At 64.2% G+C, this 14,923-nt stretch carries 13 protein-coding genes; 10 read left to right on the top strand and 3 right to left on the bottom strand.

The annotated features are described in order from the left end of the window. Positions 1–88: 88 nt before the first annotated feature. Both AC5RU3_RS10455 and AC5RU3_RS10450 read right to left on the bottom strand, forming a co-directional pair. Positions 89–571: a DUF3237 domain-containing protein gene (locus AC5RU3_RS10455; protein ID WP_493965463.1), complete on the bottom strand. Its 483-nt coding sequence runs from the start codon at positions 569–571 to the stop codon at positions 89–91. Further along, positions 571–2,481 carry an FAD-binding monooxygenase gene (locus tag AC5RU3_RS10450; protein ID WP_493965462.1) on the bottom strand — a complete coding sequence of 637 codons (1,911 nt, stop codon included), beginning with the start codon at positions 2,479–2,481 and terminating at the stop codon, positions 571–573. Before AC5RU3_RS10450 ends, AC5RU3_RS10455 begins: the two co-directional genes overlap by 1 nt. Positions 2,482–2,724: 243 nt before the next feature. On the opposite strand from AC5RU3_RS10450, the gene AC5RU3_RS10445 reads away from it, so the two are divergent. The 7 genes from AC5RU3_RS10445 to AC5RU3_RS10415 are packed head-to-tail and all read left to right on the top strand — an operon-like array spanning position 2,725 to position 10,718. Continuing rightward, positions 2,725–4,224: a fumarylacetoacetate hydrolase family protein gene (locus tag AC5RU3_RS10445; protein WP_493965461.1), complete on the top strand. Its 1,500-nt coding sequence runs from the start codon at positions 2,725–2,727 to the stop codon at positions 4,222–4,224. Further along, complete coding sequence (locus tag AC5RU3_RS10440; RefSeq protein WP_375164434.1) at positions 4,217–4,924, top strand: GntR family transcriptional regulator; 708 nt, start codon at positions 4,217–4,219, stop codon at positions 4,922–4,924. The genes AC5RU3_RS10445 and AC5RU3_RS10440 overlap by 8 nt, the downstream gene beginning before the upstream one ends. Before the next feature lie 24 nt (positions 4,925–4,948). Beyond that, on the top strand, positions 4,949–6,487 hold the full coding sequence (gene hpaE / locus AC5RU3_RS10435) for a 5-carboxymethyl-2-hydroxymuconate semialdehyde dehydrogenase (protein ID WP_309072559.1): 1,539 nt from the start codon (positions 4,949–4,951) through the stop codon (positions 6,485–6,487). 42 nt (positions 6,488–6,529) lie between these two features. Further along, positions 6,530–7,618, top strand: coding sequence for a 3,4-dihydroxyphenylacetate 2,3-dioxygenase (hpaD, locus tag AC5RU3_RS10430; RefSeq protein WP_309072560.1), 1,089 nt, complete (start codon positions 6,530–6,532; stop codon positions 7,616–7,618). A gap of 2 nt (positions 7,619–7,620) precedes the next feature. Further along, entirely contained in the window at positions 7,621–8,406 is a 786-nt protein-coding gene (gene hpaH, locus AC5RU3_RS10425; RefSeq protein ID WP_309124273.1) for a 2-oxo-hept-4-ene-1,7-dioate hydratase, read from the top strand. Beyond that, positions 8,391–9,194, top strand: a complete 804-nt coding sequence (locus AC5RU3_RS10420; protein ID WP_309124272.1) for an HpcH/HpaI aldolase family protein — start codon at positions 8,391–8,393, stop codon at positions 9,192–9,194. The genes hpaH and AC5RU3_RS10420 overlap by 16 nt, the downstream gene beginning before the upstream one ends. Positions 9,195–9,212: 18 nt before the next feature. Continuing rightward, positions 9,213–10,718 carry an NAD-dependent succinate-semialdehyde dehydrogenase gene (locus tag AC5RU3_RS10415; protein ID WP_309124271.1) on the top strand — a complete coding sequence of 502 codons (1,506 nt, stop codon included), beginning with the start codon at positions 9,213–9,215 and terminating at the stop codon, positions 10,716–10,718. Between the two features lie 11 nt (positions 10,719–10,729). Here the strand turns inward: AC5RU3_RS10415 and AC5RU3_RS10410 are convergent, their stop codons facing one another. Next, a complete protein-coding gene (locus AC5RU3_RS10410; RefSeq protein WP_309070894.1) occupies positions 10,730–11,725 on the bottom strand; it encodes an acyl-CoA thioesterase in 996 nt (331 codons plus the stop codon). 277 nt (positions 11,726–12,002) lie between these two features. On the opposite strand from AC5RU3_RS10410, the gene AC5RU3_RS10405 reads away from it, so the two are divergent. The 3 genes from AC5RU3_RS10405 to AC5RU3_RS10395 are packed head-to-tail and all read left to right on the top strand — an operon-like array spanning position 12,003 to position 14,912. Further along, positions 12,003–13,103, top strand: coding sequence for a LolA family protein (locus AC5RU3_RS10405; RefSeq protein WP_493965460.1), 1,101 nt, complete (start codon positions 12,003–12,005; stop codon positions 13,101–13,103). Then, positions 13,100–14,056 carry an ABC transporter ATP-binding protein gene (locus tag AC5RU3_RS10400; protein WP_493965459.1) on the top strand — a complete coding sequence of 319 codons (957 nt, stop codon included), beginning with the start codon at positions 13,100–13,102 and terminating at the stop codon, positions 14,054–14,056. Before AC5RU3_RS10405 ends, AC5RU3_RS10400 begins: the two co-directional genes overlap by 4 nt. After that, entirely contained in the window at positions 14,046–14,912 is an 867-nt protein-coding gene (locus AC5RU3_RS10395) for an ABC transporter permease (RefSeq protein WP_309070897.1), read from the top strand. The genes AC5RU3_RS10400 and AC5RU3_RS10395 overlap by 11 nt, the downstream gene beginning before the upstream one ends. Positions 14,913–14,923 lie beyond the last annotated feature (11 nt).

Genomic DNA, 14,923 nt, shown 5'->3' with positions numbered 1-14,923 from the left:
AGATCGTCAGAAGGCCGGACCCGCAATAGCGAGTCCGGCCTTCTGACGTTTGGCGGGGTAAGCAGGAACGTGTGTCAGGACCCTGGAGTCATTCCACAAGGTAGACGTGCAGCAGTACGGTCTCGGGTGTGCGCTCCCCTGTGGCGATGAACACCCGCGAGCCCAGCCATGCCCAGCGCTCACCGCCCGCTGAGAAACGCGGCGAACTCCTGAAGTAGATGCGGGTGGGGTCAACTGTCTCGCCCCTGACTATCCGCTCGATGTCCTCGGCCGAGCCGCTGCGCACACCCAGGTTATGGACAGCGATCCGATCACCGTCGTCCGTCTCCAGCGCGTAGCGTGCCTCAAGCTGGCTCAACGTCTCGGAACGAAGCACCTGGTAGTCGGCGCCGCCTGAAATCACAATTCCCTTAAGCAGCGGGCCGTCGACATTTCCGCCAAGGATCGGCACGATACGGCGGTGCTCTCCATCAGCCACGCCAAGGTCAATCGGAGCAGCGACATTGACTTCGATGCGGGCGAAGTAGCTGAGTCCTGGGGGCGCGGGGTGAAGGACCCCAGGCTGCACCATTACTGGTAGAGCTCGGCTTTAGTCCGCGCGCTCGCCTCCATGCCCGCGAAGAAAGCGGCGAGTTCCGTGGTCGCTGTCAGCGGCAGGACATTGGCCACGTACTGGTCCGGACGGACGACGACGGCGACCCCGTCTCGGTCGAGCCCGCGCAGCTCGAAGATATCCTGGGCCGGGTCTACGCCGAACACCTTCTCCAGGTAGTTCAGCTTGAACGGCCCGACCTGAGGCTTGAAGACTTCCGGCACGGCGTTGATGTCGATGGAGTGGTGATCCTGCTGATAGACCACCTTTACATCGAACCAGGCGTCAAGATCCGCAGCCGCGGGCGTGGCCGCCAACGGCGACTCCGGTGAGTTCATCAGCCACTCGGCGAAGTTGGTGACCTTCGAGGGGTTGCCCGGCAGGGGCTCGTCCGCGAAGACGTAGATGCGCCATCGTCCGTCTGCTGTTGCGTGGTGGCCGAGGTGCATCGGATTGGTGTCGCAAACCCGCATCACGGGCGCTGACTTGAAGCGCTTACCGATCGGGAACCCGGCAGCCAGCTCCTGATGTGTCGGCTCCCCCACGATCATCGACGGCGAGTACTCCGTCATGAAGCCGGCGGGGAACTCCATGGTGCGGACGTAGAAGTTCTCCAGTTCCGTGGGGTCTTCGAACTCTTCGGGCTTCTTGGCCATGAGCGTTGACCACTGCTTGTCGAAGTCGATGAGATTCTTTGCAACCACTTGGCGTTCAGCGGAGTACGTTGACAGCAGGCTCTCCGGGCTTCGGCCTTCAAGGACATGACCCAGTTTCCAGGCGATGTTGAAACCGTCCTGCATGGAGACGTTCATCCCCTGACCGGCCTTCGCGCTGTGCGTATGGCAGGCATCGCCGGTAATGAAGACGCGCGGAGTACGCGTTCCGAGCTCCTCCGGAAGGACGTCGTCGAACCTGTCCGTCAGGCGGTGGCCCACCTCGTACACGCTGTGCCAGGCGACATTGCGGACATCGAGGGTGTACGGAGAAAGGATCGCATTAGCCTTCTCGATGATCTCATCGATGGTGGTGCTGCGGATATCGCCCTTCGTGTGGGCGTCAACTTCACCGAGATCGACGTACATCCGGAAGAGATGGCCGCCCTCACGCGGAATGAGCAGGATGCTTCCGCCCCCGCCCGACTGGATGGCGCACTTGAGCCGGATGTCGGGGAAGTCCGTTACGGCGAGGACATCCATGACGCCCCAGGCATGATTGGCTGCATCGCCGGCGAGCGTGCAGCCGATTGCCTTGCGGACTTTGCTGCGTGCCCCATCCGCCCCGATGACGTATTTCGCGCGGACGGTGCGCTCCTGGCCTTCGAGTGGACCGGCCGTGTGGAGAAGCGTCACCGTGACCGGGTACTCACCCTCATCGGCGACCTCGAGGTGCTGGAAGTCGTACCCGTAGTCCGGCTTGGTGCGGGTGGGCGCGTTCGCCGCAAACTCCGCGAAGTAATCGAGGACGCGCGCCTGATTGACGATGAGGTGCGGGAATTCGCTGATGCCGGTGGGATCATCGAGCGGCCGTGCGGTCCGGATGATGCGTGAGGGGTCCGCAGGGTCCGGCTTCCAGAACGCCATTTCCGTGATGCGATACGCCTCGGCAGTGATGCGCTCAGCGAATCCGAAAGCCTGGAAGGTCTCGACACTGCGGGCCTGGATCCCGTCGGCCTGCCCAATGGCGAGTCTTCCGGGACGGCGCTCCACGATGCGCGTAGTGATACTCGGGAACTGGGACAACTGGGCAGCGGCAAGCATTCCGGCAGGACCGCTGCCGACGATGAGGACATCGACCTCATCGGGTAACTCCTCAGGCCTGTCTATGCCGGTTCCGGCAGCTGGCTGGACCCGTGGGTCACCGGATACATAACCGTGATGGTGAAACTGCACGGGCTTTCCTCACTCACATCTTTGTGGAACTTTTTGGTTGCCCACCCGGACGGTGTTCGTTATTTGAACACAAGATTCAGATAACGAATGGCGGTGTCAAAACTGTACGACGTGCATGACGTGGAACACAACCACTCTTCGGACCGCCTGAAAGGGGGTTGACGTGGCCTCGTTGACGCGACATACTCATCGTATACGATTTCGTACATCGATTTCTACACCTGATGTTCAAGGAGAACCGGCATGACGATGGAGTCTCAAGTCCAAGCAGTGAGCGCGGATCTGCTTGCCCGCACCCGCAAGGTCATCGCCGTCCACATCAACTACCCGAGCCGCGCCGCCCAGCGGGGCCGCACGCCACAGCAGCCGTCCTACTTCCTGAAGCCGCCGTCGTCGCTGGCGTTGGGATCCACGGATGCACCGGGCACCATGGAGCGTCCGCTCGGATGTGAACTGCTGGGTTACGAAGGGGAAATCGCGCTCATCATCGGCACGCCGGCCCGTCGAGTGACACCTGACGAAGCCTGGCATCATGTTGAGTGGGTGACCGCCAGCAATGACCTCGGCGTCTACGACCTCCGTTACGCCGACAAGGGATCCAACGTCCGATCCAAGGGAGGCGACGGCTTCACACCGATCGGCCCGCAGTTGATCCCCGCCGGTCAGGTGGACCCTGAAGCACTGCGTATCCGCACCTGGCACAACGGCGAGCGTGTCCAGGACGACACCACCGAGGACCTGCTCTTCCCCTTCGCCCAACTCGTGGCCGATCTCTCTCAACTCCTCACCCTCGAGACCGGCGACGTCATCCTTACCGGCACTCCTGCCGGCGCCTCGGTTGCCCAGCCGGGCGACGTCATCGAAATCGAGGTCACGTCCGGCGGCTATACCAGCGGCATGCTCACCACGCGGGTGGTGGAAGGAACGATGCCGTTCGCCGACTTCGGTGCCAAACCCAAGCCGGATGATGCCCAGCGCGAGGAAGCATACGGATCCCGTGAGGCTGCCGGCCTGGCTCCGGCGGATCCGGCCCTTTCGCCGGAGCTGAAGAAGAAGCTCGAAGGCGTCGCCACCGCCACTATTTCTTCACAGCTGCGGAAGCGGGGGCTGGACAACGTGAGCATTGACGGCCTGCAGAGCACGCGACCCGATCGCCGCGTGGTGGGACTGGCACGTACTCTTCGTTACGTCCCGAACAGGGAAGACCTCTTCAAGACTCACGGCGGTGGCTTCAATGCCCAGAAGCGCGTCATCGATTCGGTGAATGAGGGCGAGATCATTGTCATGGAAGCTCGTGGTGAAAAAGGCACCGGGACAATCGGCGACGTACTGGCCCTGCGTGCGCAGGTTCGTGGTGCGGCCGCCATCATCACCGACGGCGGTGTCCGCGATTACTCGGCCGTTGCCGACCTCGATATCCCTACCTACTTCTCGAACCCGCATCCGGCTGTCCTTGGCCGCCGTCATGTGCCGTGGGATACAGACATCACCATCGCCTGCGGTGGAACAACTGTCCAACCGGGCGACATCATCGTGGCCGACTCCGACGGCATCCTGGTCATTCCGCCGGCCCTGGCTGAAGAGGTCGCCGAAGACTGCATCCAGCAGGAGAAGGAAGAGGTCTTCATCTTTGAGATGGTCGAGCAGGGCCACAGCGTTGACGGGCTCTTCCCGATGAATGCTGAATGGAAGGCGAAGTACCAGGAGTGGGCAACGAGCGCGGAAGGAAAATCAGGTGACTGAAACCGCCGTCGCAGGTTCCGCCGTCGTGCGGGAAGCCGGTGCCACCAAGACCGGCAGTAAGTCCGAGCAGGCCTATACCTCTATCAAAGCGCGCATCGTGGAGGGGACCTTCTCCCCCGGCTACCGCCTCGTTCTGGCAAAGATTGCCGAGGATCTCGGTTTCAGCGTGGTGCCCGTGCGGGAAGCGATCCGGCGGCTGGAAGCCGAAGGCCTCGTCAAGTTCGAACGCAACATCGGCGCCACAGTGTCAGGAATCGACCCGACCGAGTACCTCTATACGATGCAGACCCTCAGCATTGTGGAGGGTGCTGCCACCGCCCTGTCAGCGCCGCTCGTCGATTCAGCAGCGATTGCCCGGGCGCGGACCATCAACGACGAGATGCGCGAATGCCTCGACCACTTCGACCCGGTTCGTTTCACCAGCCTCAACCAGGACTTCCATAGCGTCCTCTTTGAGAACTGCCCCAATCCGCACATTCTCGACCTCGTTCACCGGGGTTGGAACCGGTTGGCTTCGCTGAGATCCTCGACCTTTCGGTTTGTTCCAGGCCGCGCACGCGAATCAGTGCGCGAACATGAAACGCTGCTCCAGCTCATTGAATCGAATGCTGACGCCGACACCATCGAGCGCGCTGCCCGGCAGCACCGCTCCGCCACCCTCGACGCTTACCTCGCGCAAGCGCCCGCCATCACCACATAAATCCCAGCAGTCAGGAAGAGAACAATGACGTCTACCGTCCCTGAAACCAGCCACTACGTGCCCCAGGACCTGCCCACCCACATTCAGCACTACATCAACGGCAAGTTCGTCGACTCCGTCGGCGGCAAGACGTTCGATGTGCTGGATCCCGTGTCCAACAAGAACTACGCGACCGCGGCAGCCGGCCAGAAGGAAGACATCGACCTCGCCGTCGCCGCTGCGCGGGAAGCCTTCGTCAACGGTCCATGGCCGAAGATGAAACCCCGCGAGCGTGCCCGCGTGCTGAACAAGATCGCCGACGCCGTCGAAGCACAGGAGTCCCGGCTCGCCGAACTGGAGACGTTCGACACCGGCCTGCCCATCACGCAGGCAAAGGGCCAGGCCCTGCGCGCGGCAGAGAATTTCCGCTTCTTCGCAGACCTCATCGTGGCCCAGTTCGACGACGCCATGAAGGTTCCCGGCTCCCAGATCAACTATGTGAACCGCAAGCCCATCGGTGTCGCCGGGCTGATCACCCCGTGGAACACGCCGTTCATGCTCGAATCCTGGAAGCTCGCCCCGGCGCTGGCGACCGGCAACACAGTCGTTCTGAAGCCTGCCGAGTTCACGCCTCTTTCCGCATCGCTTTGGGCGCAGATCTTCAAGGACGCGGGACTGCCGGACGGTGTCTTCAACCTGGTCAACGGCCTCGGCGAGGAAGCCGGTGACGCGCTGGTCAAGCACCCTGAGGTTCCGTTAATCTCCTTCACGGGCGAAACCACTACGGGACAGACGATCTTCCGCAACGCCGCAGCCAACCTCAAAGGCCTGTCGATGGAACTTGGCGGAAAGTCGCCCTGCGTCGTCTTCGCCGATGCGGACCTCGACGCCGCGATTGACTCCGCACTCTTCGGCGTCTTCTCACTGAACGGCGAACGCTGCACCGCGGGCTCCCGCATCCTCGTGGAGCGGGCAATTTACGACGAATTCTGCGAGAAGTACGCTGCCCGCGCAAAGACCATCGTCGTCGGCGATCCGCATGATCCCAAGACCCAGGTCGGCGCACTGGTCCACCCCGAGCACTACGACAAAGTGGCCTCGTACGTGGAGATCGGCAAGTCCGAGGGCCGGCTCCTCGCCGGCGGCGGCCGCCCCGAGCACCTTCCCGAAGGCAACTACATCGCCCCTACCGTTTTTGCCGACGTCGCGCCCGACGCACGGATCTTCCAGGAAGAAATCTTCGGACCGGTTGTCGCCATCACCCCGTTTGAGAACGACGACGAAGCCCTGGCTCTCGCAAACAACACCAGGTACGGGCTGGCCGCCTACATCTGGACGCAGAACCTCACCCGTGCGCACAACTTCTCGCAGAACGTGGAAGCAGGCATGGTGTGGCTGAACAGCCACAATGTGCGTGACCTCCGCACCCCGTTCGGCGGAGTGAAGGCCTCGGGCCTGGGACACGAGGGCGGCTACCGCTCCATCGACTTCTACACCGACCAGCAGGCCGTGCACATCACGCTCGGCACCGTCCACACCCCGAAGTTCGGCAGCGTAGAAGCCTCCGCCGCCAACGAGGGTTAATCCACCTTTCCTTTACCTCCTCGAAGAAGAAGAGAGAACACCATGACCGACTTTGTTCCAACCCCCACCGCTCCGGCTCCGGACATTGTGCGCTGCGCGTACATGGAGATCGTGGTCACCGACCTCGCGAAGTCACGCGAGTTCTACGTCGATGTCCTCGGCCTTCACGTCACCGAGGAAGACGAGAACAACATCTACCTGCGCTCGCTGGAGGAGTTCATCCACCACAACCTGGTGCTGCGCAAGGGGCCGGTAGCCGCCGTCGCCGCCTTCGCCTACCGCGTGAAGTCACCCGCTGAGGTGGACGCCGCCGAGGCGTACTACAAGGAGCTCGGCTGCCGGACCGAGCGCCGCACGGAAGGGTTCACCAAGGGCATCGGTGATTCCGTCCGGGTTGAGGATCCGCTCGGCTTCCCCTACGAGTTCTTCTACGACGTGGAGCACGTCGAGCGCCTCACCCAGCGCTACGACCTGTACTCCGCCGGCGAGCTTGTACGCCTGGACCACTTCAACCAGGTCACACCCGACGTGCCGCGCGGCCGCAAGTACCTAGAGGACCTCGGTTTCCGCGTCTCCGAAGACATCAAGGATTCCGACGGCGTCACCTACGCCGCGTGGATGCACCGCAAGCAGACGGTTCATGACACTGCCCTCACCGGCGGCAACGGCCCGCGGATGCACCACGTCGCGTTCGCCACCCATGAGAAGCACAACATCATCCAGATCTGCGACAAGATGGGCGCGCTGCGTATCAGCGACCGGATCGAGCGCGGGCCGGGACGCCACGGCGTCTCCAACGCCTTCTACCTTTACATCCTGGATCCGGACGGCCACCGCATCGAGATCTATACGCAGGACTACTACACCGGCGACCCGGACAACCCCACGATCACCTGGGACGTCCATGACAATCAGCGCCGTGACTGGTGGGGCAACCCGGTTGTGCCCTCCTGGTACACCGAGGCGTCCCTGGTCCTGGACCTCGACGGCAACCCGCAGCCGGTCATAGAGCGCGAGGAGAAGAGTGAGATGGCGGTCACCGTCGGCGCTGACGGCTTCTCCTACACACGCAAGCAGGACGACGACGGCGCTGCCGCCCAGCAGGGCTTCAAGCTGGGAGCGCAGCTGTAACCATGCTGGATGACGCGACGATTGAAGCCATTGCAGACGAGCTGGTGGAAGCCGGACGAACGCGTACTCCCGTTCCCCGGCTGACCGCACGCTATCCGGAGATGACCGTCGAGGACTCCTACGCCGTCCAACAGTTGTGGCGTCGTCGTAATGAGGAAGCCGGGCGCACCCTGGTGGGGCGCAAGATCGGCCTCACGTCGAAAGCAATGCAGGCGGCCACGGGGATCACGGAGCCGGACTACGGTGCCATCTTCGATGACATGGTGCTGGAAACGGGCTGCTCGGTGGAGTGGGACAAGTACACCCACCCGCGGGTAGAGGTGGAGCTCGCGTTCGTTCTGAAGGACGGGCTGAAGGGCCCCGGCTGCACAATCTTCGACGTCCTGAATGCCACCGACTACGTGGTTCCGGCTCTTGAGATCCTGGACTCCCGGATCGAAATGGAGGGCCGGACCATCGTGGACACCATCTCGGACAACGCTGCGATGGGCGCGATGGTGGTGGGCGGCCGCCCGGTGAAGCCCGACGCCGTCGACCTCCGCTGGGTCGCGGCCATTCTCTACAAGAACCAGACCGTGGAGGAGACCGGCGTGGCCGCCGGTGTGCTGGACCACCCCGCTGCCGGCGTCTACTGGCTGGCGAACAAAATAGCCCCACACGGGGATGCGCTGAAGGCCGGGGACATCATCCTCGCCGGTTCCTTCACCCGCCCCCTCTGGGTTCACAAGGGCGACACCGTGCACGCCGATTACGGACCACTCGGAGCTGTGACATGCCACTTCCACTAGAGACCACGTTCCGTGAAGCGCTTTCTGACACCGGCCGCCCGCTGGCCGGTATGTGGGTGTGCTCGGGGAGCCCGCTGATCGCCGAGCTCTGCGCGGGAGCCGGCCTGGACTGGCTCCTGGTCGACGCCGAGCACAGCCCCAACGGACTGGAATCGATCCTCGCCCAGCTCCAGGCAGTCCACGGCTACCCCGTGCACGCCATGGTCCGGCCACCCGTCAACGACACCGTGCTGATCAAGCAGTACCTGGATCTCGGTGTTCAGAACCTGCTCATCCCGATGGTGCACTCGGTGGCAGAGGCCGAGGCCGCTGTGGCCGCCACCCGGTACCCGCCGGAGGGTGTGCGCGGGGTCGGCTCGGCGCTGGCTCGTGCCGCTCGCTGGAATCGTGTGCCCGACTATCTAACCCGCGCCAGTGAGACCATCAGCGTGACAGTGCAGATCGAGTCCACAGCGGCTGTTGAAGCAGTGGAGGACATCCTCAAGGTCGACGGCGTGGACGCCATTTTCGTCGGCCCCTCCGACCTCGCTGCTTCCATGGGCGTGCTCGGCCAGCAGGAGCATCCGGAGGTGCGCGCCGCCGTCGAACGCTGCCTTGTAGCTGCGAAGGAGGCCGGCAAGCCGGCCGGTGTGAACGCCTTCAATCCCGAAACCGCGCGTCACTACCTGGACATCGGCGCCGGCTTCATCCTGGTGGGCGCCGACGTCGCACTGCTGGCCAGGGGCTCCGAAGCCCTCGCCGCCCAGTTCATACCTGCATCCGATCGCGATTCCCGCGCCAGTTACTGACCTCTCGAAGGACTTCCCTTGACAGTTACTCCAGCACTCTCCCCTGCCGTCTCGCCTGAGCGCGAAGCGCAGCTCCTCTCGACTGTGCCTACCGGTCTTCTAATCAACGGCGAATGGCGGGACGCGTCCGACGGCGGCACTTTCGGCGTGCATGATCCCGCCACCGGAAAAGTGCTCGCCACTCTTGCCTCGGCGACCAGTGACGACGCTGTCGCCGCGCTCGATGCTGCCGACGCCGTACAGGCCTCTTGGGCGCGGACCGCACCCCGCGATCGCGCCGAGATCCTGCGTCGCGCCTTCGACCTGGTGACCGAGCGTGCAGAGGACTTCGCGCTGCTGATGACCCTCGAGATGGGCAAACCGCTGGCCGAAGCGCGCGGCGAAGTAACGTACGGTGCGGAATTCCTGCGCTGGTTCTCGGAGGAAGCGGTCCGCGACCACGGCCGTTACCTCACCACCCCCGAGGGCAAGAACAAGATCCTGGTCCAGCACAAGCCGGTGGGCCCGTGCCTGCTCATCACGCCCTGGAACTTCCCGCTAGCCATGGCAACACGCAAGGTTGCTCCTGCCGTCGCTGCCGGGTGCACCATGGTGCTCAAGCCGGCAAAGCTGACTCCGCTGACAGCCCAGCTGTTCGCCCAGACAATGCTCGACGCCGGCCTCCCCGCCGGAGTACTGAATGTCGTCCCGTCGTCCAGCGCCTCCGGCATCTCCGGTCCCCTGCTTGCTGATCCCCGGCTTCGCAAAATTTCCTTCACGGGTTCCACGCCAGTAGGAAAGCGCCTGATGGCGGACGCCGCGCAGAACGTGCTGCGGACCTCCATGGAACTGGGTGGAAACGCGCCATTTATTGTGTTCGACGACGCCGACCTGGACAAGGCCGTTGAGGGAGCCATGGCCGCGAAGATGCGGAACATGGGCGAGGCTTGCACTGCCGCAAACCGGTTCCTCGTACAGGAATCAGTCGCTGCGGAATTCACCCGGAGGTTCGCCGAAGCCATGGGTGCACTCACCACCGGACGCGGCACCGAGCCGGGGACCCAGGTGGGCCCCCTGATCGACGGCGACGCGCGTGATGACGTCCATGCCTTGGTCAGTGCCGCCGTCGACGCCGGTGCTACGGCTGTGACGGGCGGTGCACCGGTGAAGGGTGCCGGCTACTTCTACCAGCCCACGGTGCTCGGCAATGTGCCCAACGGCGCCGAGATTCTGGGTCAGGAAATCTTTGGCCCTGTGGCTCCCGTAACCACGTTCGCCACCGAGGAAGATGCGATCCGGCTTGCGAATGCGAGCGAATACGGACTCGCTTCCTACGTGTACAGCAGGGACTTCAACCGCCTGTTGCGGGTGGCGGAGCAGATCGAATTCGGCATGGTCGGCTTTAATGCCGGTGTCATCTCGAACGCCGCGGCACCCTTCGGCGGAGTGAAACACTCCGGGCTGGGCCGTGAGGGCGGTTCGGAGGGAATCGCGGAGTACACCACAACCCAGTACATCGGCATCGCGGACCCCTACGCCAACTGAGCCCTGAAGGGTTAGTCGGAGAGGTGGCTCGGGAGCTTGCTTCCCGGCGCACGTCCGCGGATCTCGAGCAGTTCGCGGGCGTGCTCGGCGAGGCGCTTGTCCTCGTCCGAGCGCGGAACCCACGGCGGGACCGGCACGGCCGTGCCCGTTTCGTCCCGTGCCACCATCACGGTGAGGCAGTAAGTGGTGAGCTCCATGTCGCGGCCCGTCGGGCTGCCGGACCGGACGTGCACCGCAATGTGCATGCCCTTGTTGCCGGTGTAGACCAGCCGTGCTTCCACCTCGACGAGGTCGCCGATCAGCAGCGGGCGGTAGAAGCGGACTCCCCCGGAGAAAACCGCCACCGTTTCCTTGCCGCAGTAGCGCGTGGCGCAGATGTAGGCAGCCTCATCGATCCAGTCCATGACCGTTCCGCCGTGAACCTTGCCGCCCCAGTTCACATCAGTGGGTGCGGCAAGGAAGCGGAGGGTCACCCGCTCGGCCGTACCGGCGTCGGTGTATTCCTGGCCGCTCATGGCGGCGACGATGGCATCGCGCACTTCAATTCGGGCGACCGCGTGATCCCGCAGTTCGATCTCCTCGGGCGTCACGGGCTCGAACTGCGGCACCGGCACGGGTTTTCCGTCCGGCCCCACGGCCACGAAGATCACCAGACACTGGCTGCGCATGGTCGCCTCTCCGCCCTTGACGTCCCCCGAAGAGACAACGGTGCGGATGTGGAGGGAAGACTTTCCGGTGTAGACGAGCGTCGCTTCAACCTCGACCATGTCGCCGACGTTCACCGGGTCCGCGAAGTGGATGTTTCCTACGTACGCCGTGACGCAGTAGCTCTTGGCCCACCCGACCGCTGCAGCATACGCGGCCTTGTCAACCCACTCGAGCACCGTACCGGCATCGACCGACCCGCTATGTCCCAGGTCCGTGGGAGCCGCGAGAAACCGCAGCGTCACCGAATGCGGGTTTGGTCGGTCAGGGGTTTCCACGCGTCGTTGCGTACCGGTTTCCATGGATTTCACCGTAGCGGAAGGAGCGTTCCACTCGGAACGAAGGTCGCTGCTTCCGCGAACATGACAAAGGAGCCCCGCTCAGCAGCGAGACTCCTCCGCCCTTAAGGCCGCCACCTTACCCGGGCAGGGACTCCAGCGACCATGGGTAGGAGTGCCTATCCATGTGACCACCGGACAACGCGCCACCCCGAAACTCCGACTCAATTCTCAGGTTGCAGGTGTACCGTGACGCACAGGATCCGTTCTCAGCTACACCACCAGAACGAGGAAGTTCGTGATGACTCGTACAGGCCGAAAATCATGGCGTCAGTGGACTCCGGCAGCCGTAGCAGCCGGGGCGGTTGGTGCAGCGGCCCTCGTTGCCCCGTTCACCGCCAACGCAGCCGTTGACCTCCCCGACAAAACGGCCGCCGAAGTTCTCGCCCTGGTGCAGGAAAAGGACGTCGACGCATTTTCCGGCACGGTGGAACAGGCCTCCAACCTCGGCCTCCCCGACCTCGCGGGACTCACCGCACCCGGTGGTCCACCCGGTGGTCAAAACAACGACGACGGCGAGCCCTCACCGGAGAGCGCCGCCCTGGAACTTCTCACCGGCTCCCATACGGCCCAGGTGTTCGTCAACGCACCCGACCAGGCCCGCCTGCAGGTGCTCGACCAACTTGAGGAACGCAACGTCATCCGTAACGGTGCCGACCTCTGGTACTACAACTCGGACGAGAACGAGGCCATCCACGCCACCCTCGAGGACCGTCAAAAGCCCGACGGCGAAATGCAAGCCCCGGATGACATCGCTACCCACTTCCTCGAGAAGATCGATGCATCCACGGAAGTCACCGTCGGCTCCGACCGCATGGTCGCAGGGCGCCCGGTATATGACCTGATCCTCACGCCGCGTTCCACAGAGACACTGCTCGGGTCCGTAACCATCGCGGTCGACGGCGAAACCGGCCTCCCGCTGGGCGTCACTGTCGCGGCCGCCGGCAGCAGCGATCCCGCATTCAGCTCCGTATTCACGGAGATCAGTTACGAGGAACCGGCCGCCGACCTCTTCGCCTTCACTCCGCCGGCCGGAGCGACCGTCACCGAGATCCAACCCGGTGAGCACCAGGGCGACCACAAACGCGACCACGAGCGTGACCACGTCGATAAGAATGCGGCAGAGAAACCGACCGTGGTCGGCGAAGGCTGGGACGCCGTCGTCGTTATTCCTGCCGGCCAGCAGGAGCTGCCACCGGAACTGACGCAGCTCAGCACGCCGGTCGAGGGCGGTCAGCTCCTCTCCACGACGCTGGTGAACGTCCTGATCACCGACGACGGCCACATCCTCGCCGGCTCCGTCACGGCTGAACGCCTGCAGGCAGTAGCCGCCGGACAGTGAGCGGGGCCGGGGACCTCGTCATCGAGACAGCGGGCCTGACCAAGCGGTTGGGCGGACGAAACGTGGTCAACGGGATTGACCTCGCTGTGCCTCGCGGTTCCGTATTCGGATTTCTTGGCCCCAACGGTTCGGGGAAGACCACCACCATCCGGATCCTCCTCGGCCTGGCTTCGGCGACCTCCGGGGACGTCAAGGTTCTGGGTGAATCCATACCCCGTGCCACTCAGAACGTGCTGCCCCGGATCGGTGCGCTAGTGGAGGGCCCGGGCTTCTACCCGTTCCTCTCCGGGACCGCGAACCTGCTCCGGCTCGACGCCGCGGACCGCTACGTCTCCCCCTCCACACGGCGCCAGCGGGTTGACCGAGCACTGGAACGCGTCGGCCTCGCGCAGGCCGCGAACAAGAAGGTCGGCCGGTATTCCCTGGGCATGAAGCAGCGCCTGGGGATTGCGAACGCCCTTCTGACCCACCGCGAACTCATCGTGCTCGACGAGCCCACCAACGGCCTCGACCCCCAGGGCACGCGCGAAGTCCGTCATCTCGTCCGCTCGCTGACGGAGGAGGGCACTACGGTGTTCGTCTCCAGCCATCTGCTCACGGAGGTGGAGCAGATCTGCTCGCACGCTGCAGTGCTCAGCGCCGGTTCCCTTGTGGCGCAGGGCAGCCTCGACGAGTTACGGCGCTCCGGTGAGCCCCGCCTTCGCGTGGTCACCCCGGATGTGCCGGAGACTCACGCCGTCCTCCGCCGGTTGGGAACCACCCCCGACGACGACGGCGCCCCCTCCGGAGCACACAGCGTCACCGCGCCGCTTCCGGCAGGACTGGCTCCGGACCGGGTGGTTCGGAGCCTCGTCGAAGCGAATGTCCGGGTGAACGGCTTCACCGTGGACCAGGCCGGCCTCGAAGACCTGTTTGTTGCGCTCACCGGGGAGGGGTTCGACGTTGTCCAGTGAAGTCACCGTCACCAGGGAGACGGTTGCCCCCGTCAGGAAGTCGGCGGGGTGGCGGTTCCTCGGGTCCGAACTTTCCGTCCTCTTCCGCCGCCGGCGCACCTGGGCTTTGCTCGCCGCGCTTGCCGCCATTCCCGTGCTCATTGCCGTCGCGGTGAAGCTGTCCTCCGGTCCGCCCCGCGGGCGGGGTCCGGCGTTCCTCGACCAGGTGAGCCAGAACGGACTGTTCGTCGCCGTCGTCGCGACCATCGTCGCCATTCCGCTGTTCCTGCCGCTCACCGTCGGGGTGGTCGCCGGAGATACCGTCGCCGGGGAGGCAAGCACGGGTACGCTGCGCTATCTGCTCATGTCTCCCGTGGCACGAGGCCGGTTTCTCGTGGTGAAGTATGTGGGCGCCGTCGTCTTCTGTCTTGCAGCCACATTCACCGTCGCGGTGGTGGGCACCATCATGGGCGCGCTGCTGTTTCCTATCGGACCGGTGACCCTGTTGTCGGGAACGACCATAGACCCGCCCGAGGCGCTGCTCCGGATCGCCCTGGTATGCCTCTACGTGACGCTGTCCCTGCTGGGATTGTGCGCCGTCGGGCTCTTCATGTCGACCCTGACCGACGTTCCGGTGGGAGCCATGGCCGCAACCGTGGTGGCCTCAGTGGTCAGCCAGGTGATGGGGCAACTCCCGCAGCTGGAATGGATTCACCCCTGGCTGCTGACCCAGTACTGGCTCGGGTTCGCCGACCTGCTGCGTGATCCGATTGTGTGGGACTCCTTCGTCGCCAACGCGCTGCTGCAAGCCGGCTATATTGTGGTGTTCGGCGCCCTGGCGTACGGCCGGTTCAGCACCAAGGACGTGCTTGCCTGAGGGGTTCGGAA

Source organism: Arthrobacter sp. MDB1-55 (assembly GCF_059092925.1).
This window is presented reverse-complemented; position numbering and strand designations above follow the sequence as displayed.

Excerpts from the sequence above, each read along its gene's own strand:
- AC5RU3_RS10445 (WP_493965461.1), top strand. The coding sequence starts at position 2,725 with ATGACGATGGAGTCTCAAGTCCAAGCAGTGAGCGCGGATCTGCTTGCC.
- hpaE (WP_309072559.1), top strand. The coding sequence starts at position 4,949 with ATGACGTCTACCGTCCCTGAAACCAGCCACTACGTGCCCCAGGACCTG.
- AC5RU3_RS10405 (WP_493965460.1), top strand. The coding sequence starts at position 12,003 with ATGACTCGTACAGGCCGAAAATCATGGCGTCAGTGGACTCCGGCAGCC.
- AC5RU3_RS10410 (WP_309070894.1), bottom strand. The coding sequence starts at position 11,725 with ATGGAAACCGGTACGCAACGACGCGTGGAAACCCCTGACCGACCAAAC.
- hpaD (WP_309072560.1), top strand. The coding sequence starts at position 6,530 with ATGACCGACTTTGTTCCAACCCCCACCGCTCCGGCTCCGGACATTGTG.
- AC5RU3_RS10420 (WP_309124272.1), top strand. The coding sequence starts at position 8,391 with ATGCCACTTCCACTAGAGACCACGTTCCGTGAAGCGCTTTCTGACACC.
- AC5RU3_RS10455 (WP_493965463.1), bottom strand. The coding sequence starts at position 571 with ATGGTGCAGCCTGGGGTCCTTCACCCCGCGCCCCCAGGACTCAGCTAC.
- hpaH (WP_309124273.1), top strand. The coding sequence starts at position 7,621 with ATGCTGGATGACGCGACGATTGAAGCCATTGCAGACGAGCTGGTGGAA.